This is a genomic window from Streptomyces sp. NPDC085932 (assembly GCF_044540525.1).
Taxonomy (GTDB): Bacteria; Actinomycetota; Actinomycetes; order Streptomycetales; family Streptomycetaceae; genus Streptomyces; species Streptomyces levis.
In genome coordinates this window covers 173727-196280 of record NZ_JBITSJ010000003.1, presented here as the reverse complement: position 1 = coordinate 196280, position 22554 = coordinate 173727, and the positions used below count along the sequence as shown (strand labels likewise).

Genomic DNA, 22554 nt, shown 5'->3' with positions numbered 1-22554 from the left:
CCGTCTCGTCGACAGGAGGCGGCCCCCGTACCTGCGTTAACCCCTCACGGAGGCACCTATGGGGCGCTATGTCGCACGACGACTGCTCCAGATGATCCCGGTGTTCATCGGGTCAACCTTGATCATCTTTTGCATGATGTACGCCCTGCCCGGCGACCCCGTCCGGGCGATGATGGGGGATCAGGCGTACGACCCGACGGTGGTCGCGGGCATCAAGAAGGAACTCGGCCTCGACCAGCCGCTGCTGCAGCAGTACGTGAACTACATGACCAACCTGTTGCAGGGCGACTTCGGTACCCAGATCGCCAGTCAGCGGCCCATCGCCGACATCATCACCGACGCGTTCCCGGTGACCATCAGGCTGACGATCTTCGCCTTCACCTTCGTCACGCTCGTGGGCATCGGCCTCGGCATCGTCGCCGGCCTGCGTCCCGACACGCTGCGGGACCGCGGACTGCTGACGCTGACGCTGGTCCTCGTGTCGATGCCGTCCTTCGTGCTGGGCTTCCTGCTGCAGTACCTGTTCGCGTTCAAGTGGGCGATCACCACTCCGACCGTGACCGACTCGACGGACTTCGCGCAGCTCGCGCTGCCCGCCACCGTGCTGGCGTCGCTGTCGCTCGCCTACGTCGCCCGGCTGACGCGCACGTCGATCGCGGAGAACCTGCGGTCCGACTACATGCGCACCGCGGTGGCCAAGGGCCTGCCGCGCCGCCGCGTGATCGGCGTCCACCTGATGCGCAACTCGCTGATCCCCGTGGTCACCTTCCTCGGTATCGAGGTCGGCAACCTGATGACCGGCGCCATCGTGACCGAGGGCATCTTCAACGTGCGGGGCATCGGCGTCGAGATCTACGAGGCGCTCAGCCGCCGCGAGGGCGCCACGGTCGTGGGCATCGCCTCGCTGATGGTGCTCATCTACCTCGCCGCCAGCTTGATCGTCGACCTGCTCTACGCGGTCCTGGACCCGAGGATCCGGTATGCCTGACAAGACCGCTGAGAAGAAGGTCGAAGCCCTTCCCGGTGACACCGTGAGCACCGCGGGCGTCGTCGTGGCCGACGCCGGCCCGGCTCCGGACAAGGCGCGCAGCCTGTGGTCCGACGCCTGGCACGACCTGCGGCGCAACCCGCTCTTCGTGATCTCGGCCGTGCTGATCCTGTTCCTGCTCGTGATGTCGATCTGGCCGGGGCTGTTCACCAGCGCCTCGCCGCGCGACGCCGACCTGGCCAAGCACTACCTGGGCAAGCCGAACTGGGGCCACTTCTTCGCCCCGGACTGGCTCGGCTACGACGTCCAGGGCCGCTCGATCTACGCCCGTGTCGTCTACGGCGCCCGGGCCTCGATCACCGTCGGTGTGGGTGTCACGCTCGCCGTCACCGTCCTCGGCACGATCATCGGCATGATCGCCGGCTACTTCGGCGGCTGGACCGACACCCTGCTGTCGCGGCTGACCGACATCTTCCTCGGCATCCCGTTCCTGCTCGGTGCCCTGGTGGTGCTCAACTCCTTCGACGACCGCACCGTCTGGGTCGTCATCATGGCCCTGGCCTTCCTGGGCTGGACCCAGATCGCCCGCGTCGCCCGCGGTGCCGTCATCACCATCAAGCAGGCGGACTACGTGGTGGCCGCCAAGGCGCTCGGTGCCTCGACGACCCGGATCCTGTTCCGGCACATCCTGCCCAACGCGCTCGCGCCCATCATCGTCGTGGCGACCATCGCGCTCGGCGGCTACATCGCGGCCGAGGCCACCCTGTCCTTCCTGGGCGTGGGCCTCGGTGACACGGCGGTGTCCTGGGGCGGCGACGTGGCCCGAGGACGCGAGCAGCTCCGGATCGCCCCCCACACCCTGATCATCCCGTCGGTGATGGTCTCGATCACGGTGCTCTCGTTCCTGATGTTCGGCGATGCGGTACGCAACGCCCTCGACCCCAAGCTGCGCTGAGGGAGGCGTACGTGACCATCATCGATGAAGTGGCCGGCAGTCCCGCGGCCGACGGTTCCGAGGACACGGGCCGCCCGCTGCTCGAAGTCCGCGACCTGCACGTGGAGTTCCGCACCCGCGACGGTGTCGCCAAGGCCGTCAACGGCGTCAACTACTCCGTCGCCGCCGGTGAGACGCTGGCCGTGCTCGGCGAGTCCGGCTCCGGCAAGTCCGTCACCGCACAGGCGATCATGGGCATCCTCGACATGCCGCCCGGGAGCATCCCCAAGGGGGAGATCCTCTTCCGCGGCCAGGACATGCTGAAGATGTCCGACGAGGAGCGCCGGAAGATCCGCGGCAGCAAGATCGCGATGATCTTCCAGGACGCGCTGTCCTCGCTGAACCCGGTGCTCTCCGTGGGCTACCAGCTCGGCGAGATGTTCCGGGTGCACCAGGGCATGTCCAAGAAGGACGCCAAGGCCAAGGCGATCGAGCTGATGGACCGGGTGAAGATCCCGGCCGCCGCGGCCCGCGTCAACGACTACCCGCACCAGTTCTCGGGCGGTATGCGCCAGCGCATCATGATCGCCATGGCGCTCGCCCTGGAGCCGGACCTGATCATCGCCGACGAGCCCACCACGGCTCTCGACGTGACGGTCCAGGCCCAGGTCATGGACCTGCTCGCGGAGCTGCAGCGCGAGTACAACATGGGCCTCATCCTGATCACCCACGACCTCGGCGTGGTCGCCGACGTCGCGGACAAGATCGCCGTGATGTACGCCGGGCGCATCGTCGAGCGCGCCCCGGTCCACGAGCTGTACAAGCGCCCCGCGCACCCGTACACGAAGGGGCTGCTGGACTCGATCCCGCGCCTGGACCAGAAGGGCCAGGACCTCTACGCGATCAAGGGCCTGCCGCCCAACCTGACGCGTATCCCGTCCGGTTGCGCCTTCAACCCGCGATGCCCCATGGCGCAGGACATCTGCCGTACGGACATCCCGCCGCTGCACCCCGTCACCGAGCGGGACGGCAGCGAGCTGGCCGGCCGCGGCAGCGCGTGCCACTTCTGGAAGGAGACGATCCATGGCTGACCTCGGCAAGACCGACGAGCCGCAGGACGCCACGCCGAACGTCTCCGAGGTCGAGGTCGTCGACGCGTCCTCCGAGACGGAGGCGGTCGCCGCCATCGAGGCGCCGGTCGAGCGGGGCGAGCCGATCCTGCAGGTGCGCAACCTGGTGAAGCACTTCCCGCTCACCCAGGGCATCCTGTTCAAGAAGCAGGTCGGAGCGGTCAAGGCCGTCGACGGTGTGTCCTTCGACCTCTACCAGGGCGAGACGCTCGGCATCGTCGGCGAGTCCGGCTGTGGCAAGTCCACGGTCGCCAAGCTGCTGATGATGCTGGAGAAGGCGACCGCCGGCGAGGTCTTCTACAAGGGCCAGGACATCACCAGGCTGTCCGGGCGTGCGCTGAAGGCGGTCCGCCGGAACATCCAGATGGTGTTCCAGGACCCGTACACCTCGCTCAACCCCCGTATGACGGTGGGCGACATCATCGGGGAGCCGTTCGACATCCACCCCGAGGTGGCCCCGAAGGGCGACCGGCGCCGCAAGGTGCAGGAGCTCCTTGACGTGGTCGGCCTGAACCCGGAGTACATCAACCGCTATCCGCACCAGTTCTCCGGCGGTCAGCGCCAGCGCATCGGCATCGCCCGCGGCCTGGCCCTGAACCCCGAGATCATCATCTGCGACGAGCCGGTCTCGGCCCTGGACGTGTCGGTCCAGGCACAGGTCATCAACCTGATGGAGCGCCTGCAGGACGAGTTCAACCTCTCCTACATCTTCATCGCGCACGACCTGTCGATCGTCCGGCACATCTCGGACCGGGTCGGCGTGATGTACCTCGGCAAGATGGCCGAGATCGGCACCGACGAGCAGATCTACGACCACCCGACGCACCCCTACACCCAGGCGCTGCTGTCGGCGGTTCCGGTCCCCGACCCCGAGGCCCGGGCGAACCGCGAGCGGATCATCCTCACCGGCGACGTGCCGTCCCCGGCCAACCCGCCCTCGGGCTGCCGCTTCCGCACCCGCTGCTGGAAGGCCCAGGACAAGTGCGCCGAGGAGGTTCCCCTCCTGGCCGTCCCGGAGCGCTTCCAGAACTCGGACACCCCGGCGGCGCACGAGTCGGCGTGTCACTTCGCGGAGGAGAAGGACGTGGTCCACGCGGCCTGATCCCCTCCCACTGCCACTCCGGTTCCCGGCATCCCCCAGGGCTGCCGGGAACCGGCGTACCCGGAGGATCCCGCCCTGCTGCATCACGTCGAACTGTGGGTTCCCGACCTGCCCCGCGCCGCCCGCGAGTGGGGCTGGCTCCTCGGAAGCCTGGGCTGGTCGCCCCACCAGGACTGGGAGCACGGCCGCAGCTGGCGGCTCGGCCCGACGTACCTCGTCGTCGAGCGGTCGCCGGCGATGAGCGCCGCCGGGCACGACCGCATGCGCCCCGGGCTCAACCATCTCGCGTTCCACGCGGGCCCTCCCGGGCGGGTCGACGCCCTGGCCGCCGAGGCGCCCGGCCACGGCTGGACGCCCCTCTTCGCCGACCGGTACCCGTACGCGGGCGGCCCGGGCCACCACGCGGCGTATCTCGTGAACACGGACGGATTCGAGGTGGAGCTCGTGGCGGCCGAGGGGGCATAGGCCCGCAAATCCCCGCAACTGCGTTAACACGCAGGCAACTTCGCCGACCCGGTTCCGATATACGGACGCGTCAGGCTGGTCCGCGTACGGCCGTGCGGGTGCCGTAGACGGGCCGGGGCGCGCCATGTCGCCCCGGCCCGTCGCCGTGCGCTCAGGAGGCCGCGATGCCCAGGGAGCGCTTCAGGAAGTCGACCTGGAGCAGGAGCAGGTTCTCCGCGACCTGTTCCTGCGGGGTCATGTGCGTGACGCCGGACAGGGGCAGCACCTCGTGCGGGCGGCCGGCGGCCAGCAGGGCCGAGGACAGGCGCAGGGCGTGGGCGACCACGACGTTGTCGTCGGCGAGGCCGTGCACGACCATCAGGGGCCGGTGGGGCTCGGCGGGGGAGGAGAGGCCGTCCTCCGTGACCAGGGAGCTCCTGGCGTAGGCGGCCGGCTGCTCCTCGGGGGTGCCGAGGTAGCGCTCCGTGTAGTGGGTGTCGTACAGGCGCCAGTCCGTCACCGGCGCGCCCGCGATCCCCGCGTGGAAGACGTCCGGACGGCGCAGTACCGCCAGGCCCGCCAGCCAGCCGCCGTAGGACCAGCCGCGGATCGCCACCCTCGACAGGTCCAGCGGGTACCGCTGCGCGAGGTCCTCCAGCGCCTCCACCTGGTCGTCGAGCGAGACCGTGAAGTCGTGGTGGATCGCCTTCTCCCAGGCGGGGGAGCGGCCCGGCGTACCGCGCCCGTCCGCGACCACCACCGCGAAGCCCTGGTCCGCGAACCACTGCGAGGTGAGGTGCGCGTTGTGGGCCGCGACCACCCGCTGGCCGTGCGGGCCCCCGTACGGGTCCATGAGCACCGGCAGGGGGGTGTCACCGGCGTAGTCCCGAGGCATAAGCACGGCGCACGGGATGCGGCGTGCGCCCCCCTCGGTGAGTGTCACGCGGGGGGACAAACCAGGATCTTCAGCATGAGAACGGACGGTCAGCGTCGGTTTTCCGTCGCGCAGCACCTGCGCCCGCGCCCCCGCCCGGTCCAGCACCGACGACACCAGCACGGTCACGCCCCCGGCGCGCACCGCCGCGTGCACGCCCGGCTCCTGCGACACCCGCTCCAGGCCGAGCTCGTTCACCCGGTACACGTGCACCTGGCCCGTCTCCGCCTCCGCCGCCTCCTCGCCGGCCGACGCCGAGACCAGCACGTCGTCGGCGGAGACGTCCAGCACCGCCCTGACGTGCAGCTGCGCACCCGTCAGCGGGCGTTCGCCGACCGCCAGCACCCGCGCGCCGCCCTCGTCCGCGATCCGGACCAGCTGCCCGGAGGGGCTCCAGCACGGCACCCCGGGGAAAAGATCAAGCCATGTTGGATCTTCGTCGGCGTGCACCATCCGGGTCGCGCCCGACTCCGGGTCCACGGCCAGGATGAGCTGGCCGCGCTGGTCGCGGGACTGGACGAGCAGCAGCGGAGACCCCGCCGCTGACCAGTGCACATGCGCCAGATACGGGTAGCGTGCCCGGTCCCAGGAGACCTCCGTGCGCACCCCGTCCAGATCGATCACGAACAGCCGGACCTCCGCGTTGCCGGTGCCCGCCGCCGGGTACGGCACCCGCTGCGGCTCCCGGTCCGGATGCGCCGGGTCGGCGATCCACCACCGCGACACCGGCGTGTCGTCCACGCGCGCCACCAGCAGCCGGTCCGACTCCGGAGCCCACCAGAACCCCCGCGAACGCCCCATCTCCTCGGCCGCGATGAACTCGGCCAGACCGAACGAGACGTGCTCCGCGTCCGGTTCGGCCAGCGCCCGGTCGTCCTCGCCCTCGGCGCCGACCACCCGCAGGGCGCCCCGGGCGACGTAGGCCAGGTGCCGTCCGTCGGGCGACGGACGCGGGTCGATCACCGGCCCCGGGACGGCCACCTCGCGCGCCGTCCCGGCCCGCAGCTCGGCCGTGAACAGCCGTCCTGACAAGGCGAAAGAGGCCAGCTCCACGGCCGCGTCCGTGGCGTAGCCGACGATGCCGGCACCGCCCTCGCGGCTGCGCTCGCGCCGCGCCCGCTCCTCGGCGGAGAGGTCCTCCGAGGCACCGCCCAGCAGGGCGCGCGGGTCGGCCGCCACGCGCTCCCCGCCGCCCTCCGTGTCGAGGACCCACAGCGAAGCCGCCCGGTCCGTACCGGAGCCGGAGCGCAGGAACACGACACGGGAACCGTCGGGCGCCACGGTGAACGAACGCGGCGCGCCGAGCGTGAAGCGCTGGGTACGGGCGTGCCGTCGGGGGAAGGAGTCAGCCTCGGTCGTCATGCCCTGACCATATTGGCCATGCGCCCCCTTGTGCGGCCGTGCGCCGATCGATGCGCACGGACGGATAGTTATGATCAATGTCGCATAGTGGGTATGAACCTGCTGGCTGCTGTACGGATTTGATGCCCCCATAGTCCGACCCCCCGCGCCCCTGTGGATCTTTGGAGGTGAACCGCCGTGGCACTCTCGATTTCGGCGGTGGTGCTGCTGGCGATCATCGTCTTCCTGCTGATCAAGAAGTCAGGGTTGAAGGCGGGGCATGCGATCGTCTGCATGCTGCTGGGCTTCTATCTCGCCTCCTCGACCGTCGCTCCCACGATCAGCGAGCTGACGACGAACATCGCGGGCATGATCGGCAGCATCAAGTTCTGACCGTCACCGGACCTCGTAGGGTGGTCCCATGACGGAACAGCCCGGCCGTCGTCTGCTGCTGGTGCACGCGCACCCGGACGACGAGTCGATCAACAACGGCGCGACCATGGCCCGGTACGCGGCCGAGGGTGCCCACGTCACCCTGGTCACCTGCACCCTCGGTGAACGCGGCGAGGTCATCCCGCCCGAGCTGGCGCACCTGACCGGCGCCGCCCTGGGCCAGCACCGCCGCAACGAGCTGGCCGCCGCCATGTCCCTGCTCGGCGTCCGCGACGTCCGCCTGCTCGGCGGCGCCGGGCGCTACAGCGACTCCGGGATGATGGGCCTGCCCGACAACGACGACCCCGCCTGCTTCTGGCAGGCCGACGTCGACGAGGCCGCCGCCCACCTCGTCGAGGTGATCCACGAGGTACGTCCCCAGGTCCTCGTCACCTACGACGACAACGGCGGCTACGGCCACCCCGACCACATCCAGGCCCACCGCGTCGCCATGCGCGCCGCGGAGCTGGCCGCCGAGACCGGCTGGCGCATCCCGAAGGTCTACTGGAACCGCGTCCCCCGGCCCGTGGTGGAGGAGGCCTTCGCCCGGCTCCGGGAGGAACTGCCCGGCACCCCCTTCACCAAGGCGGCCGCCGTCGACGACGTCCCGGGCGTGGTGCCCGAGGAGCGGATCACCACGGTGATCGACGGCACCGCCCACGCCGCCGCCAAGGCAGCCGCGATGCGCGCCCACGCCACCCAGATCACCGTGGCCGAGCCCTGTTTCGTGCTGTCCAACGAACTCGCCCAGCCGATCCTCACGACCGAGTACTACGAGCTGGTGCGCGGCGAGCGGGGCACCGGCGAGCGGGAGACGGACCTGTTCGCCGGGATCGGGGAGGCGTCGTGAGCGACCGCGGCCCGATGCTCGCCCAGCCGATGCGGCCCCCGTCCGCCGGACGGGCCGCGGCCCTCCTGGGGTTCTTCGTGCTCGGAGCCCTCGTCGGCACGGCCGGCGCGCTCGTACAGCCCGGGTGGTTCCCGGGCGGCCTGATCCTCGCGCTGGCCGGCGAGGCCGGGCTCGTCCTGGGCGCCGCGCGCCTCACCCGCAGCCGCTCCGGGGGCGTCGCTGCCGCCGCCGGCTGGATGCTCTCCGTCGTCCTGCTCACCGCCAGCCGCCCCGAGGGGGACTTCCTCTTCGCCGCGGGGAGCGGCTCCTATCTCTTCCTCCTCGGCGGCATCCTCGTGGCTGTGATCTGCGCCACCCTCGGCCCGGGACGGCAACCGGACGGCGGTCCCGTCCGACTTGGCAAGTGACGTACCACTTCGCCGGGACGCGCCCGTGGGGGTCCGGTGTGACTTTCCCCAGCGGTCCTGAGATACGGGTGAGAAGTGGCCAGTATGGTGGTGCGCGCCGCCGAGCCGCCCGCGTGAGGTCGTGACGGGCGGCGGAGCCAACCGGGAGAACCTGCCTTGAGTCGTGAAACTGACACACCGTCCTCCGGGCCCAACGGGCGCGGCGGAGCCGCCTACCCGTCGGGCACGCCGCCCTACGGCACCCCGACGGTCTCCAGTGACGGCACGGACGCGGGCCGTTCGGCCACGCGGCCGGAGGAACGCAAGACCGAGACCACGCTGACGACCCGGATCCGGATCAACATCCCCGGATCGCGGCCCATTCCGCCGGTCGTCGTGCGCAAGCCCGTCGCGGAGGCGGACGCCCCGGCCGACACCGACCCGCACGGCGACACGCCGCCGTCGGCGCCGAGTGCGGCGACGCCCCGGGGCGCGGGCGCGGGTTCCGGCGCGGGCTCCGGCTCGGGCTCGGGCTCCGGCTCCGGCGAGTCTCCCGCCGAGGACAAGCCGACCAGCGACTGGTTCGCACCCCGCAAGTCCGGCTCCGGCCCGGGCGGTCAGGGCAGCGGCTCCACCAACGGGTCCGGTCTGCCGGGCGGTTCCGCTCCGGCGGCCGGGGGTTCCGGTACGGGCGGCCCCGGTTCGGGCACGTCCGGCGGGGCGCGTCCGGGTGCCGGTCGGCCCGGCGGCGTGGTCGGCTCCATGAGCGCGCCGGGCGGCTCCCGGCCCGGCGGCACGAACGGCGCCGGGCTCCCGGGCGGCGCGACCGGCGGCCCCGTCGCGCCCGGGCACGGCGGCGGCACCGGCTCCTTCGACGTCACCGAGGCACTGTCGGCGGGCTCGCGGGGCAACGGCTCGCGGTCCGCCCCGGGCAACGGCGGCGAGGCGCGCCGCGACGACCTCCCCTACTTCTCGGAGAACGGCGGCGGCCCGGACACGGCCGACGGCTTCCACGAGACCGGCACTCCCGGTGGCTCCGGAGCCCGGGGCCCGGCCGGTCCGACGGGCGGTCCGGTGACCGGCCACGGCCCGATGGTGCCGCCGGCAGGCGGCCCCGGCCCCTTCAACGAACCCGGCGGACCCGGTGGTTCCGGCGGCTTCGGTGGCTTCGGTGGCCCTGGCGGCTTCGGCGGTGAGCAGGGTGCTCCGGGCGGACCCGGTGGCCCTGGCGGCTTCGGCGGCGAGCAGGGTGCTCCCGGCGGCCCGGGCGGCCCCGGCGCGTTCCCCGAGCACGGCGGCCCCGCTGGCCCGGGCGGTCCCGGAGGCCCCGGCGGCTTCAACACGCCCGGTGGCCCCGGCGCCCCGGGCGGTCCCGGCCCCTCCGGCGGTCCCGGCGGTTTCACCGCACCCGGTGGCCCCGGCGCCCCGGGCGGACCCGGCGCCTTCACCGAGCCCGGCGGCCCGGGCGGTCCCGGCGGCCCCGGTTCCCCCAACGGCTTCGGCGACCCGGGCAGGCCCGGTGCCCCCGAGGCGTTCAACGACCCCGGCCGCCCCGGCGCCCCGGCCGGCCCCGGTGCCATAGGCGGCGGCCCCGCGGGCCCCGGCGCCCCCGGGACCCGCGGAACGCCCGGCGGCCCGGGCGCCGCAGGGCCGGGCGGTGGCCTGAGCGACGACACCGCCGTCCTCACCCCGCAGCAGCCGGCCCCCGAGCCCCCGGCCGGCCAGGGCTACGGCCCCCGCCACGACAACGTCTCCGGACACACCGTCACCAGCGGCATCCCCGTCGTACAGCCCGGCGCGGCCTCGCCGTTCGCCCCGGGCGCGCCCGGCGACGGCCCCGTGCCGCACACCGCCCCGAAGCTGCCCGAGCCGGTCTCGCCGCCCCCGGCGAGTTCGTCCAAGGCGCCCAGGAAGAAGGGCCGCAACAAGCTCGTCCTGCTCGCCGTGGGCGTGGTCGTCGCCGCCGGCGGTCTCTACGGCGCCGGCCTGCTGATGAACCGCACCGACGTGCCCAAGGGCACCACCGTGCTCGGCGTCGACATCGGCGGCACCACGCGCGACGGCGCGGTCAAGAAGCTCGACGAGGCCTTCGACGACCGGGTCGGCAAGGAGCTGAAGCTGTCGGTGGGCGGCAGGACCGTCGCCCTGGACCCGGACAACGCGGGCCTGCAGTTCGACATGGACGCCACGGCCGACGCGGCGGCGAAGAGCGACTACAACCCGGTCTCCGTGATCGGCTCGCTGTTCGGCAACCACCGGGTCGTCGCCCCGGACATGCCCGTCGACGAGGAGAAGCTGCACGCCGCCCTGGAGAGCGCGGCGGGCGCCTCGGGCGCGTCGACCGACGGCACGGTCGTGTTCAAGGGCGGCAAGGCCGTCCCGGTCTACGGCAAGCCGGGCAAGGGCGTCGACCTCGCCAAGTCGACGAAGGCGGTGGAGGAGGCGTACCGCGCGCAGGTGGAGACCGGCGCGGCCGGCACGGTGACCCTGCCGACCACCACACAGCAGCCGACGGTCTCCGACGCCGAGGTGAACCGGGTACTGAAGGACATCGCGCAGCCCGCGATGTCCGACCTGGTCACCGTCCGCACCGACGCGGCCCACAGCATCGACTTCGGCCGGCTCTCCCTGCCGAAGATCCTCAGCTTCAAGGCCGTCGACGGCAAACTCGTGGACACGTACAACCTCGAAGCGCTGCAGGAGGCCTACGGCCAGACCTTCGACGGCGTGCAGATCGAGGGCGCGAGCGGCAAGCGGGACGTCACCCCGCAGGACGTCGTCTCGGCGCTGCGCAAGGCCCTGCGCGGCAAGACGCCCGAGGAGCGGGTCGGAGTCATCGACACCGACCCGAACTGACCTCCGGTCACCCGCCGTACGAGCAGGCCCCCGCCCCGGTGTGCGGGGGCCTGCTCGCGTCCGGTCACCCCACGTGCATGACACCTGTCACGCGATATCCCGGACGCCCGGCACTGCCCCGGCCCGCGTGCGCGCGGCGACGCTGTCCCCATGACGAATCCAGTCGAGTTCGACCAGGTGAGCAAGGCGTACGGCGCCGTCCGGGCCGTGGACGGACTGACCCTCGACCTCCGCCCGGGGCAGACCGTGGCCCTCCTCGGTCCCAACGGCGCCGGCAAATCCACCACCCTCGACCTGCTGCTCGGGCTGAGGACACCGGACAGCGGCACCGTCCGCCTCTTCGGCACCGGTCCCCGGGAAGCCATCACCGCCGGGCGCGTGGGCGCCATGCTGCAGAGCGGCGGGCTCATGGACGAGGTCACGGTCGCGGAACTCGTACGACTCGCCTGCGACCTGCACCCCAAGCCGTACCGGCCCTGTGAGGTCCTGGCCCGCGCGGGCCTCGCCCAGATCGCCGGCCGCAAGGTGAACAAGCTCTCCGGCGGCCAGGCCCAGCGCGTCCGCTTCGCCCTGGCCACCGCCGGCGACAGCGACCTCATCGTGCTGGACGAGCCCACCACCGGCATGGACGTCACCACCCGCCAGGCCTTCTGGGCGACCATGCGCGAGCAGGCCGGCCAGGGCCGGACCGTCCTGTTCGCCACCCACTACCTCGAAGAGGCCGACGCCGTCGCCGACCGGGTCCTCGTCCTGCACCGCGGCCGGCTCCTCGCCGACGGCACGGCCGCCGAGATCAAGGCCAGGGCCGGTGCCCGCCGCGTCTCCTTCGACCTCGACGGCACCGTCGACGAACCCGCCCTGCGCGCCCTGCCGTTCCTGACCGGGCTCGACGTCTCCGGCCGGACCGTCCGCATCCGGTCCGCCGACGCCGACGCCACCGTGCACGCCCTGTACGGCCTCGGACTGTTCCCCCGCAACCTGGAGGTCGCCGGACTCGGCCTGGAGCAGGCCTTCGTCGCCCTCACCACCGCCGAGGAGGCGAAGACCCGGTGAACAGCCTGATCAAACTGGAACTCACCCGCGTCCTGCGCAACCGCAAGTTCCTGTTCTTCTCCGTGATCTACCCGTCGCTGCTCTTCCTGATCATCGCGGGCAACACCGACAGCACCGCGAAGGTGCCCGGCAGCGACCTGACCCTGCCGGCCTACATGATGGTCTCCATGGCCTCCTTCGGCGCGCTCACGGCCGTCCTGATGGGCAACAGCGAACGCATCGCCAGGGAGCGCGAGGGCGGCTGGGTGCGGCAGCTGCGCCTGACCCCGCTGCCCGGCCGCGGCTACGTCCTCGCCAAGACCGCGAGCGCCGCCGTCGCCGGCCTGCCCTCCGTCGTCGTCGTCCTCGCCGTCGCGGCGGCCGTGAAGGGCGTACGCCTGGACGCCTGGCAGTGGCCCGCCCTGACCGCCGTGATCTGGGCCGGCAGCCTCGTCTTCGCCGCGCTCGGCGTCGCCCTCGGCTACCTCGCCACCGGCGACGCGGTCCGCCCCCTCACGATGATCATCTACTTCGCCCTCTCGCTGCTGGGCGGCCTGTGGATGCCCACGACGACGTTCCCGGGCTGGCTGCAGGACATCGCGAGATGGCTGCCCACCCACGCGTACGCTGCCCTGGGGCAGGCCGTCGAGCAGAGCCGCGCCCCGCACCCGCGGGACCTGGCCGTCCTCGTGGTGTCGTTCGCCCTGTTCGCGGGCGGCGCGGCCTGGCTGTACCGGAAGGACACCCTGAAGGCGTGAACGGCGTCGGCGTCGGTATCGGGCAGCGCCCGGTCAACCGCAGGCAGCGTGCGGTGAAATCGCTGTGGACCGGCATCTGGCTGATCTACCTGAGCGCGCCGGTCACCGACCTGCTGCACGGCGGCCACAGCACGGGCGTGCGGGTGCTCGGCTGGCTCGGCCTGGCCGCCTTCGTCACCTGGTACATGCTGCTGGTCTTCCGCACCGGCCGCGGTGAGCGCAACGCCCTGGTGCTCGGCTCCCTCGGGGTCCTCGCCGCCCAGTCCGCGCTCCTCGCCCTCACCCTGGGCCGCGAGTGGCTGGTGCTGTTCGTCTACGTCGCGATCGCGTCCGGCGCGGCCCTGCCGCTGCGCCTGGCGCGCTGGACCATCCCGGCCGCCTGCGCGCTGCTGACCGCCGTCGCGCTCGCCGTGCCGGGCGGCCGCGCCTACCTGGCGAGCCTCCTCATCCCGGCCCTGCTCGGCGGCTTCGCCATGACCGGCGTACGCGAACTCGTCCGTACGACGATCGCGCTGCGCGAGGCCCGCGCCACCGTCGCCCAGCTCGCCGCGAACGAGGAACGGCTGCGCCTGGCCAGGGACCTGCACGACCTGCTCGGCCACTCCCTGTCCCTGATCACCCTCAAGAGCGAGCTGGCCGGGCGGATGCTGCCCGGCCGGCCCGACGAGGCGGCCCGGCAGATCGCCGACATCGAGCAGGTCAGCCGCCAGGCCCTGGTCGACGTGCGGGAGGCCGTCACCGGATACCGCCGCCCCCGCCTGAGCGCCGAACTCGCCGGAGCCCGGGTCGCCCTCACCACGGCGGGCGTCCTCGCCGAACTGCCCGCCGAACCCGACCTCACCGGGGTCGGGGAGGCGGGCGAGACCGCCCTCGCCTGGGCGCTGCGCGAGGCCGTCACCAACGTCGTACGGCACAGCGGCGCCCGCCGCTGCACGGTCGGGCTGCTGCGCCGGCAGACCCTGGACGGCCCCATGCTCGAACTGACCGTGGAGGACAACGGCTCCGGCGGCCCGGGCGTCGGCCACGGCAACGGCCTCACCGGTCTCGGCGAACGCCTCACCAAGGCGGGCGGCACCCTGGAGGCGGGCCCGCTCGGACCCGGGTTCCGCCTGGTCGCCCGCGTGCCGGTGGCCGGGACGGCGGACGTAGGATCCCCGGCATGAGCCGCACGATCAAGGTCCTGCTCGCCGAGGACCAGTCGATGGTCCGCGAGGCCCTGGCCGCCCTGCTCGGTCTGGAGGAGGACATCGAGGTCGTCGCCCAGGTGGCCCGCGGCGACGAGGTCCTGGCCGCGGCCCGCGAGCACGACGTCGACGTGGCGCTGCTCGACATCGAGATGCCCGGGGCGACGGGCATCGAGGCCGCGGCCCGCCTCCACGCGGAGCTCCCGGACGTGAAGCTGGTCGTCCTGACGACCTTCGGCCGGCCCGGCCACCTGCGCAGCGCCATGGAGGCCGGCGCCGACGCCTTCCTGGTGAAGGACGCCCCGGCGGCCCGGCTGGCCGAGGCGATCCGCACGGTCCTCACCGGCGAACGCGTCATCGACCCGACCCTGGCGGCGGCGGCCCTGGCGGAGGGCGCCAACCCGCTGAGCGACCGGGAACGGGAGGTCCTGCGGGCCGCCGCCGACGGCTCCACCAACGCCGAGCTGGCCGCGGCCCTGCACCTCTCCCGGGGCACCGTCCGCAACTACCTCAGCACGGCCATCCAGAAGCTGGCGGTGCGCAACCGCGCGGAGGCGGTCCGGGTGGCCCGCGACAAGGGCTGGTTGTAGAACGGGCCCCGAAGGAGCGCGGGCAACCGCGCGATCGACCACGACCAGCCCGCACACTCTCACCGCGCGAAGCCCACGGCGAGAGGTCAGTTCAGCATCGCCCTGGCCGCGAAAGCCTCCCCCCGCACCCGCTCCGCAGCCTTCTCGTCCACCGCCGAGACGACGTCCGCATAGGCCGCCAGCTCCCTGGCCCCGGCCTGGAACTCCCCCCGCCGCACCAGCACCTGCGCCCGCTCGTACCGCAACCGCGCCGGATGCGACGGCAGCAGCAGCGACAACTCCACCGCCCACAACGCCACGTCCGACCGCTCCGGCCGGGCCGCGGCCCACGCCCGCACGTTGTTCAGGATCCGCAGCACCACGTCCAGCGGGTCCGCGGGCCGCAGCATCGCCGGTTCGAGCCCCGCGCCCGTCGCCCCGGCCACCAGCAGCTCCGCGTCCGCCCCGGTCAGCACCCGCCCCCCGGCGAACGGATCGGCCAGCACCTGCCCCTCCTCGGGCCCGAACCCGACCACGAAGTGCCCGGGCAGCGCCACCCCGTACACCGGTGCCCCGGCCCGCCGCGCCACCTCCATCCACACCACGGACAGCAGGATCGGCAGGCCCCTGCGCCGCTGGAGCACCTCGTGCAGCAGCGAGGACTCCAGACGCCGGTAGTCCGCCGGGGTCCCGTGGAACCCCAGCCGCTCACCGAGCAGCTTGTGCAGCGCCACCGCCCACGCCCGCGGCCCCCCGGGCCGGTACGGCAGCAGCCCGGCGAGCCGGTCCAGCTCGACCTGCGCGGCGTCCAGGCCCGCCTCGTCCAGCTCCCGGTCCGCCTCCGCGCCGACCAGCAGGCACAGCGTCGACAGATCGGGCCGCTCGGACCGGGCCTCTTCGGCGAACCGCCGCCGCAGTTCGGCGGAGCGCTCCGGGGACGGGGGGTACGGGGGACGCATGGCTGGCTCGTGCCCTCTCACGACGATCGGCCACCGGGCGTGGCGTCGCCGGCCTCCGGCGCCCGGTAGTGGTGGTAGGCGTGGTGCGCGACGAACCCCATCCCGGCGTACAGCGCCCGCGCTGCCGCGTTGTCGGCCTCGACCTGGAGCCAGGCGGCCGACGCGCCCTCGTCGAGCGCCCGCCGGGCCAGTGCGGCCATGACGGCCGTGCCGAGCCCCTGGCGCCGCAGCGCCGGGTCGACCTCGACGGCGGCGAAACCGGCCCACCGCCCGTCGACCACGCACCGCCCGATGGCGGCAGGCACCGCCGGTCCGGGCACGGTCGCGAACCACACCGACGGCCCGCCCCCCAGCACCCGCAGCGCCACCTCGCTCACGCCCTTGCGCCGGTAGCGGGCCAGCCACGCCTCGTCGGCCTCCCGGGACAGCGCGACGCCCGCCGGGTCGCCCAGGTCGGCGACCGGCGCCAGCGGGCCCACCCACAGCTCGGCGGTCACCTCCCGCACCCAGCCCCGGGCCTCCAGCTCGGCGCAGAGCACCTCCTGGGAGCCCTCGGCGCCGGTCGCGGTCTGGACGTAGGCGGGCAGCCCGCGCTCGTCGTACCAGCGCCGCACGGTCGTGAGCGCCTCGTCGAGCGGCACGCCCGGATCGCCGAGCGGCAGCACCGAGTTGGCCCGCCGCGTGAACCCGGCGGCGGCCCGCAGTTCCCAGTCGCCGAGCCGCGCGCTCTCCACGGGCCGCCAGGCCCGCGCGGCGACCCGGGCCAGCTCCTCGTAGGAGGCGGCCGCACCGCGGCGACGCGCCGGGGCGGAGGGCACGACCTTGCCCGCGACCAGCGCGGATTCCGCGATGCGGACGCTCTCGCCACTCTTCCGTGTGATCAGCAGCACACCGTTGTCCCATGATGTGAGAACACCGACCGTATCGGTGAACTTCTCCTCCAGGGCACCATGTTCGATCAAGCTCCGGACGGAGACCCGTTTGCCCACGTCAGCAGCGGTGATACGGACCTCCAGTCGCCCGGCGGCAGAGATTTCCACAGGTCAGTTCACCCCTCCTGTTCGGATCATGCCCAGGAACGGAGATACTAGGGGCGGGCATCGACGACGCCGCGCTCCCGCGCGCCAGGCGGCGGAGCCTGAGGAGGCCCGCCAGCGCCCTATCGAGGAGGAACGACAGCGTGACCTACGTCATCGCGCAGCCTTGTGTCGACGTCAAGGACAAGGCGTGCATCGAGGAGTGCCCGGTCGACTGCATCTACGAGGGCCAGCGGTCCTTGTACATCCACCCGGACGAATGCGTCGACTGCGGGGCCTGTGAGCCGGTCTGCCCGGTCGAGGCCATCTTCTACGAGGACGACACTCCCGAGGAGTGGAAGGACTACTACAAGGCGAACGTCGAGTTCTTCGACGAGCTCGGTTCCCCGGGCGGCGCCAGCAAGCTGGGTCTGATCGAGCGCGACCACCCGTTCATCGCCGCGCTGCCGCCGCAGGCCGAGTAACCACCGCGAGCGGCCCGCACTCCGTGCCGCCTCGGTCCCGCACGGCCCGATCACGCCCGATCGCCGTGCGGGGCCGAGGCGTTTGCCGTGACCACCCGGCTCGTGACCACCCGGCTCGTACGCACCAGAAAGTGAGCCAGCACCCGTGTCCGCAGTCTCCGACCGCCTGCCCACCTTCCCCTGGGACAAGCTGACGCCCTACAAGGCCACGGCCGCCGCCCACCCGGACGGCATCGTGGACCTGTCCGTCGGCACCCCGGTCGACCCGGTCCCCGAGCTGATCCAGAAAGCGCTGGTCGCGGCGGCGGACTCGCCGGGCTATCCGACCGTCTGGGGCATGCCCGAGCTGCGCGACGCGATCACCGGCTGGGTCGAGCGCCGCCTCGGCGCCCGGGACGTCACCCACCGCCACGTCCTGCCGATCGTCGGCTCCAAGGAACTGGTCGCCTGGCTCCCGACCCAGCTGGGCCTCGGCCCCGGCGACCGGGTGGCGTTCCCGCGCCTGGCCTACCCGACGTACGAGGTGGGCGCCCGCCTGGCCCGCGCCGCGTACGAGGCCTACGACGACCCGACCGAGCTCGACCCCGAGGGCCTGAGGCTCCTGTGGCTGAACTCGCCGTCGAACCCCACGGGCAAGGTCCTGGCCAAGGAGGAGCTGACCCGGATCGTCGCGTGGGCCCGTGCGCACGGCGTCCTGGTCGTCTCCGACGAGTGCTACCTGGAGCTGGGCTGGGAGGCCGACCCGGTCTCGGTGCTGCACCCGGACGTCAACGGCGGCTCCTACGACGGCATCGTCTCCGTGCACAGCCTCTCCAAGCGCTCCAACCTCGCCGGCTACCGCGCGGCCTTCCTGGCCGGCGACCCGGCGGTGCTCGGACCGCTGCTGGAGATCCGCAAGCACGGCGGCATGATGACGTCCGCGCCGACCCAGGCCGCGGTCGTGGCCGCCCTCGGCGACGACGAGCACGTCCGCGTCCAGCGCGAGCGCTACGCCGCCCGCCGCACCCTGCTGCGCGAGGCGCTGCTCGGCCACGGCTTCCGCATCGAGCACAGCGAGGCGAGCCTGTACCTGTGGGCGACGCGCGGCGAGTCCTGCTGGGACACCGTCGCCCACCTCGCCGAGCTCGGCATCCTCGTCGCCCCGGGCGACTTCTACGGCCCGGCGGGCGCGCAGTTCGTCCGCGTGGCCCTCACGGCGACGGACGAGCGGGTGGCGGCGGCCGTACGCCGTCTGTGACCGCCCGCCCCGGTGCGTGCCGAAGGGGTCCGGGGAAGCTCCCCGGACCCCTTCGGCGTGCGTGGCGCGGCGTCAGCCGACCGGCAGGCCCTTCACCGGCAGCGAGTCCGCGGACGGCACGCCGCCCTTGGTGAGGGAGTCCGTCGGCAGACCGCCCTTGGCCGAACCGGCGGCGTCGCCGACCAGCTCACCGGCGGAGCCCGCCGCGTCACCGGCCGCCTTCTGGGCCACCGGCGTGGCCTTCTTGACCGCCTTGCCGCCGGTCTTGCCCGCGGCCGGCACGGCCTTCTTCACGGTCTGGCCGCCGGTGTCACCCGCGGTCTCGGTGACGTTCTGAGCCGCGCCGTCGACGGTGTTGCCGACGTTCGCCCCGTCCAGGGCGGTCAGCCCGCCGAGGTTCGGGGTGGCCGGCAGCTCCGGCGCCGCGCTGGCGGAGCCGGCCGCACCGACCCCGGCAGCCGCTCCCGCAGCGACGATCAGCGCGGCACGGGCGATCCGGCGGGTCAGGGGGAGGGACATGGTGCTCCTTCGACGGAGAGAACAGTGAGGTTCGTGAAGTGTCCGACCCGGTCCGGGAGTTGATCGACTGGCTGTTGATCGCCCCGGCTCGGACGCAGTGACTACCGCTCGAAGCCCGCGAAGGTTGCGGCACCGCAACGTAAAGAGTTGGCAATGTGTCGCATTATCGGCTGCGGATAAAAACGGGCAAAGGGCCCTCCGCGGGAAAGCCCGCGGAATCCTTCCCGCCCTTTGTTCCCAAGGGATTCCGCCGAGTGAGGGGTGAGGGTGCGAAAGCCTGCGCACACCGTCGCCGCGCGGCCTGCGGCTAATCCTCCGGGGTGAGGTCCCGTACCCCTGCGCGAGCTAGCGCATCGTGACGATGCGGACGGCCTCCCCGGCCCGCTCCGCCCCCGCCGTGCCCTTCGCCGGGGCGTCCCGCCACTCGCTCGCGGTGTTCCCGGCGACCCACTCCCGGCCCGCGTACGTCACCCGCGCGATGTGCAGCTCGGAGGCGTTGGCCACCGCCCAGTGCGCCAGCTGCCAGCCGCGCCGCTGCGGATCCCGCCCGCCCGCGGCGCCCGGGTCGGGGGCCACCGGCAGCGTCACCGTCCGCCCGCCGGACCCGCCCGGAGCGCTCGGGGAGGGCGTGGGCGAGGCCGCCGGCGAGCCGGCCACCTCGGCACCGGCCGGCGCCAGCACATCGCGCCCGAAGTCGCGCACCAGCGCGGCCCGCACCCCGTCCGGACCCGAAGCCCGGGTCGCGGCCGGCCGGCCCTCGCAGGTCAGCGTGGCCGCCGACTGGCCGGTCAGGGCAGCGGCGAGCAGCGCGGCGTCCGGCTCGTGCTTGGCGTAGGCCTGCGGGAAACCGCTGCGCTGCACGCGCTGCGCGGCCACCGTGAGGGGCAGCCGCGTGTAGCCGGGCACCTTGACCAGGTGCTCGTAGAACTCGCCCGCCGAGTACGTCGGGTCCATGATCTCCTTCGGTGTGCCCCAGCCCTGCGAGGGCCGCTGCTGGAACAGGCCGAGGGAGTCGCGGTCGCCGTGGTCGATGTTGCGCAGGCTCGACTCCTGCAGCGCGGTCGCCAGCGCGATGGTCACGGCCCGCTCGGGCAGGCCGCGCGCGGTCCCGACGGCGGTGATCGTCGCCGCGTTCACGGCCTGCTCGGGCGTGAACGCGTACGAGGCCCCGTCGCCCTTGCCGGAGACGACTTTGCAGCCCGGACCGCTGCTGCCTCCGGTGATGTACTGCACGACGAGGTAACCGGCGACCGCGAGCAGGGCCACGAAGGCGGCTCCGCATCGGAAGAGGCGGCCACGACGCTTGGGAGAGGACGGCTCTGGCACGCCGTACAAGGTACTGGAGAGTACGGAGTGGCATGAGCCCGGTGGGAAAGACCGTGCGCGGGCCTCGCGCGTTAGGGTCGACGGCATGGCCGACACCTCCCTTGACCTCACGCTGGACGCCGCGGAGCTCACCGCCCGGCTCGTCGACTTCCGCTCCGAGAGCGGCACGGAGAAGCCACTGGCGGACGCGATCGAGACAGCGCTGCGCGCGCTGCCGCACCTGACGGTCGACCGGTACGGCAACAACGTCGTCGCCCGCACGAACCTGGGCCGCGCCGAGCGGGTCGTCCTGGCCGGCCACATCGACACCGTCCCGATCGCGGACAACGTCCCCTCCCGGCTCGACGAGGACGGCGTCCTGTGGGGCTGCGGCACCTGCGACATGAAGTCCGGCGTCGCGGTGCAGCTGCGCATCGCGGCCACCGTCCCGGCCCCGAACCGCGACCTGACCTTCGTCTTCTACGACAACGAGGAGGTCGACGCGGAGCTCAACGGCCTCAAGCACGTCTCCGAGGCGCACCCGGAATGGCTGGCGGGCGACTTCGCGGTCCTGCTGGAACCGTCCGACGGCCAGGTCGAGGGCGGCTGCCAGGGCACCCTGCGGGTGCTGCTGCGCACCGAGGGCGAGCGGGCCCACTCGGCACGCGGCTGGATGGGCTCCAACGCGATCCACGCCGCCGCCCCGATCCTCGCCCGGCTGGCCTCCTACGAACCGCGGTGGCCGGTCATCGACGGCCTGGAGTACCGCGAGGGCCTCAACGCCGTCGGCATCACCGGGGGCGTGGCCGGCAACGTCATCCCCGACGCGTGCGTCGTCACCGTCAACTTCCGCTACGCGCCCGACCGCACCCCCGAAGAGGCCGTGGCGCACGTCCGGGAGGTCTTCGCGGACTGCGGGGTGGCGGAGTTCGAGGTCGTCGACCACAGCGCCGCGGCGATGCCGGGCCTGTCCCACCCGGCGGCCAAGGCGTTCATCGAGGCGGTCGGCGGCACGCCGATGCCGAAGTACGGCTGGACCGACGTCTCCCGTTTCTCGGCCCTGGGTGTCCCCGCGGTCAACTACGGCCCGGGCAACCCCCACTTGGCGCACAAGCGGGACGAGCGCGTGGAGGTCGCGAAGATCCTCGCGGGCGAGGAGCGCCTGCGGCTCTGGCTGACCGCCTGACCCCGCCGGGGGCCCTTCGTGTTTACGGCGCTCCATCGCGGACATGCTCACGTCCCTCGTTCGTAACCCGCGTAGATCTACGCTGAGGTGGAAAGACAGGCACGACGGAGGGAGCGCACATGGCGACCGGCAACCCCGAGGGGAAGAAGCAGCCGCCGGAGGAGAAGCGCCTGGGCCCGGTCCTCCAGCGGCGGGACCAGGTGCAGGCCAGCACGACCGACCAGCGGCTGCTGGACGAGCGGGCCCCCTCCGACTGGGTGCACACCGACCCCTGGCGCGTGCTGCGCATCCAGTCGGAGTTCATCGAGGGCTTCGGCACCCTCGCCGAACTGCCGCCCGCGATCAGCGTGTTCGGCTCGGCCCGGACCCCGGCGGAGTCGCCCGAGTACGACGCGGGCGTGCGGCTGGGCCGGGGCCTGGTGGAGGCGGGCTTCGCGGTCATCACGGGCGGCGGCCCGGGCGCCATGGAGGCGGCCAACAAGGGCGCCCTGGAGGCCAAGGGCATCTCGGTCGGCCTCGGCATCGAGCTGCCGTTCGAGCAGGGCCTCAACCCGTACGTCGACATCGGCCTGAACTTCCGCTACTTCTTCGTGCGGAAGATGATGTTCGTCAAGTACGCCCAGGGCTTCGTCGTGCTGCCCGGCGGCCTCGGCACCCTCGACGAGCTCTTCGAGGCCCTCACCCTCGTCCAGACCCAGAAGGTGACCCGCTTCCCGATCGTCCTGTTCGGCACGGAGTACTGGGGCGGCCTGGTGGACTGGCTGCGGGACACGGTGATCGCGCAGGGCAAGGCGGCGGAGAAGGACCTGCTGCTGTTCCACGTGACGGACGACGTGGACGAGGCGGTGGCGCTGGTGTCGAAGGAGGCGGGCCGGTAGAGGGCCTGTCGAGCCCGGCGAGCCCGGCC

22 protein-coding genes are annotated in these 22554 nt (G+C 72.9%); 17 read left to right on the top strand and 5 right to left on the bottom strand.

Annotation, left to right across the window (positions count from 1 at the left end):
• Positions 1-58 precede the first annotated feature (58 nt).
• The 5 genes from ACIGAQ_RS16940 (at position 59) to ACIGAQ_RS16920 (ending at position 4619) form a co-directional block, all read left to right on the top strand.
• On the top strand, positions 59-988 hold the full coding sequence (locus tag ACIGAQ_RS16940; RefSeq protein ID WP_311679675.1) for an ABC transporter permease: 930 nt from the start codon (positions 59-61) through the stop codon (positions 986-988).
• Entirely contained in the window at positions 981-1943 is a 963-nt protein-coding gene (locus ACIGAQ_RS16935) for an ABC transporter permease (RefSeq protein ID WP_311679673.1), read from the top strand. The genes ACIGAQ_RS16940 and ACIGAQ_RS16935 overlap by 8 nt, the downstream gene beginning before the upstream one ends.
• Before the next feature lie 11 nt (positions 1944-1954).
• Positions 1955-3013: an ABC transporter ATP-binding protein gene (locus ACIGAQ_RS16930; RefSeq protein WP_399783484.1), complete on the top strand. Its 1059-nt coding sequence runs from the start codon at positions 1955-1957 to the stop codon at positions 3011-3013.
• The gene (locus ACIGAQ_RS16925) at positions 3006-4154 is read left to right on the top strand and encodes an ABC transporter ATP-binding protein (RefSeq protein ID WP_399783481.1); all 1149 of its coding nucleotides are present in this window, start codon (positions 3006-3008) and stop codon (positions 4152-4154) included. Before ACIGAQ_RS16930 ends, ACIGAQ_RS16925 begins: the two co-directional genes overlap by 8 nt.
• A gap of 75 nt (positions 4155-4229) precedes the next feature.
• Complete coding sequence (locus ACIGAQ_RS16920; protein WP_362278670.1) at positions 4230-4619, top strand: VOC family protein; 390 nt, start codon at positions 4230-4232, stop codon at positions 4617-4619.
• Positions 4620-4770: 151 nt separating this feature from the next.
• Here the strand turns inward: ACIGAQ_RS16920 and ACIGAQ_RS16915 are convergent, their stop codons facing one another.
• Positions 4771-6894: a prolyl oligopeptidase family serine peptidase gene (locus ACIGAQ_RS16915; RefSeq protein ID WP_399783478.1), complete on the bottom strand. Its 2124-nt coding sequence runs from the start codon at positions 6892-6894 to the stop codon at positions 4771-4773.
• Positions 6895-7071: 177 nt separating this feature from the next.
• Between ACIGAQ_RS16915 and ACIGAQ_RS16910 the strand changes: the two genes are divergently transcribed.
• The 8 genes from ACIGAQ_RS16910 (at position 7072) to ACIGAQ_RS16875 (ending at position 14961) form a co-directional block, all read left to right on the top strand.
• Complete coding sequence (locus ACIGAQ_RS16910; RefSeq protein WP_003992731.1) at positions 7072-7266, top strand: hypothetical protein; 195 nt, start codon at positions 7072-7074, stop codon at positions 7264-7266.
• 28 nt (positions 7267-7294) lie between these two features.
• On the top strand, positions 7295-8155 hold the full coding sequence (mshB, locus tag ACIGAQ_RS16905) for an N-acetyl-1-D-myo-inositol-2-amino-2-deoxy-alpha-D-glucopyranoside deacetylase (RefSeq protein WP_311679664.1): 861 nt from the start codon (positions 7295-7297) through the stop codon (positions 8153-8155).
• Positions 8152-8562 carry a DUF6113 family protein gene (locus tag ACIGAQ_RS16900; RefSeq protein ID WP_399783474.1) on the top strand — a complete coding sequence of 137 codons (411 nt, stop codon included), beginning with the start codon at positions 8152-8154 and terminating at the stop codon, positions 8560-8562. Before mshB ends, ACIGAQ_RS16900 begins: the two co-directional genes overlap by 4 nt.
• Positions 8563-8718: 156 nt before the next feature.
• The gene (locus tag ACIGAQ_RS16895) at positions 8719-11397 is read left to right on the top strand and encodes a hypothetical protein (protein WP_399783471.1); all 2679 of its coding nucleotides are present in this window, start codon (positions 8719-8721) and stop codon (positions 11395-11397) included.
• A gap of 150 nt (positions 11398-11547) precedes the next feature.
• Positions 11548-12450: an ABC transporter ATP-binding protein gene (locus ACIGAQ_RS16890; protein ID WP_399783468.1), complete on the top strand. Its 903-nt coding sequence runs from the start codon at positions 11548-11550 to the stop codon at positions 12448-12450.
• Positions 12447-13187 (top strand): ABC transporter permease, encoded by a 741-nt coding sequence (locus ACIGAQ_RS16885; protein WP_311679658.1) that lies wholly within the window; start codon positions 12447-12449, stop codon positions 13185-13187. Before ACIGAQ_RS16890 ends, ACIGAQ_RS16885 begins: the two co-directional genes overlap by 4 nt.
• Positions 13184-14350: a sensor histidine kinase gene (locus ACIGAQ_RS16880; protein ID WP_399783464.1), complete on the top strand. Its 1167-nt coding sequence runs from the start codon at positions 13184-13186 to the stop codon at positions 14348-14350. The genes ACIGAQ_RS16885 and ACIGAQ_RS16880 overlap by 4 nt, the downstream gene beginning before the upstream one ends.
• Positions 14347-14961, top strand: coding sequence for a response regulator transcription factor (locus ACIGAQ_RS16875; protein ID WP_399783461.1), 615 nt, complete (start codon positions 14347-14349; stop codon positions 14959-14961). Before ACIGAQ_RS16880 ends, ACIGAQ_RS16875 begins: the two co-directional genes overlap by 4 nt.
• A gap of 86 nt (positions 14962-15047) precedes the next feature.
• Here the strand turns inward: ACIGAQ_RS16875 and ACIGAQ_RS16870 are convergent, their stop codons facing one another.
• Positions 15048-15899, bottom strand: coding sequence for a tetratricopeptide repeat protein (locus ACIGAQ_RS16870; protein WP_399783458.1), 852 nt, complete (start codon positions 15897-15899; stop codon positions 15048-15050).
• A gap of 17 nt (positions 15900-15916) precedes the next feature.
• Entirely contained in the window at positions 15917-16939 is a 1023-nt protein-coding gene (locus ACIGAQ_RS16865; protein WP_399783455.1) for a GNAT family N-acetyltransferase, read from the bottom strand.
• A gap of 140 nt (positions 16940-17079) precedes the next feature.
• Between ACIGAQ_RS16865 and fdxA the strand changes: the two genes are divergently transcribed.
• Positions 17080-17400, top strand: a complete 321-nt coding sequence (gene fdxA, locus ACIGAQ_RS16860; RefSeq protein ID WP_030929316.1) for a ferredoxin — start codon at positions 17080-17082, stop codon at positions 17398-17400.
• A gap of 145 nt (positions 17401-17545) precedes the next feature.
• Positions 17546-18637, top strand: coding sequence for a bifunctional succinyldiaminopimelate transaminase/glutamate-prephenate aminotransferase (locus ACIGAQ_RS16855; protein WP_399783451.1), 1092 nt, complete (start codon positions 17546-17548; stop codon positions 18635-18637).
• 72 nt (positions 18638-18709) lie between these two features.
• On the opposite strand, the gene ACIGAQ_RS16850 is transcribed toward ACIGAQ_RS16855, so the two are convergent.
• Both ACIGAQ_RS16850 and ACIGAQ_RS16845 read right to left on the bottom strand, forming a co-directional pair.
• Positions 18710-19156 carry an ATP-binding protein gene (locus ACIGAQ_RS16850; RefSeq protein ID WP_399783448.1) on the bottom strand — a complete coding sequence of 149 codons (447 nt, stop codon included), beginning with the start codon at positions 19154-19156 and terminating at the stop codon, positions 18710-18712.
• Positions 19157-19501: 345 nt separating this feature from the next.
• Positions 19502-20482, bottom strand: a complete 981-nt coding sequence (locus ACIGAQ_RS16845; RefSeq protein ID WP_399783446.1) for a heavy metal transporter — start codon at positions 20480-20482, stop codon at positions 19502-19504.
• A gap of 85 nt (positions 20483-20567) precedes the next feature.
• Between ACIGAQ_RS16845 and dapE the strand changes: the two genes are divergently transcribed.
• Together dapE and ACIGAQ_RS16835 are read left to right on the top strand one after the other, a co-directional pair.
• Positions 20568-21647, top strand: a complete 1080-nt coding sequence (dapE, locus tag ACIGAQ_RS16840) for a succinyl-diaminopimelate desuccinylase (RefSeq protein ID WP_399783443.1) — start codon at positions 20568-20570, stop codon at positions 21645-21647.
• Positions 21648-21766: 119 nt separating this feature from the next.
• The gene (locus ACIGAQ_RS16835) at positions 21767-22525 is read left to right on the top strand and encodes a TIGR00730 family Rossman fold protein (RefSeq protein WP_311679631.1); all 759 of its coding nucleotides are present in this window, start codon (positions 21767-21769) and stop codon (positions 22523-22525) included.
• Positions 22526-22554 lie beyond the last annotated feature (29 nt).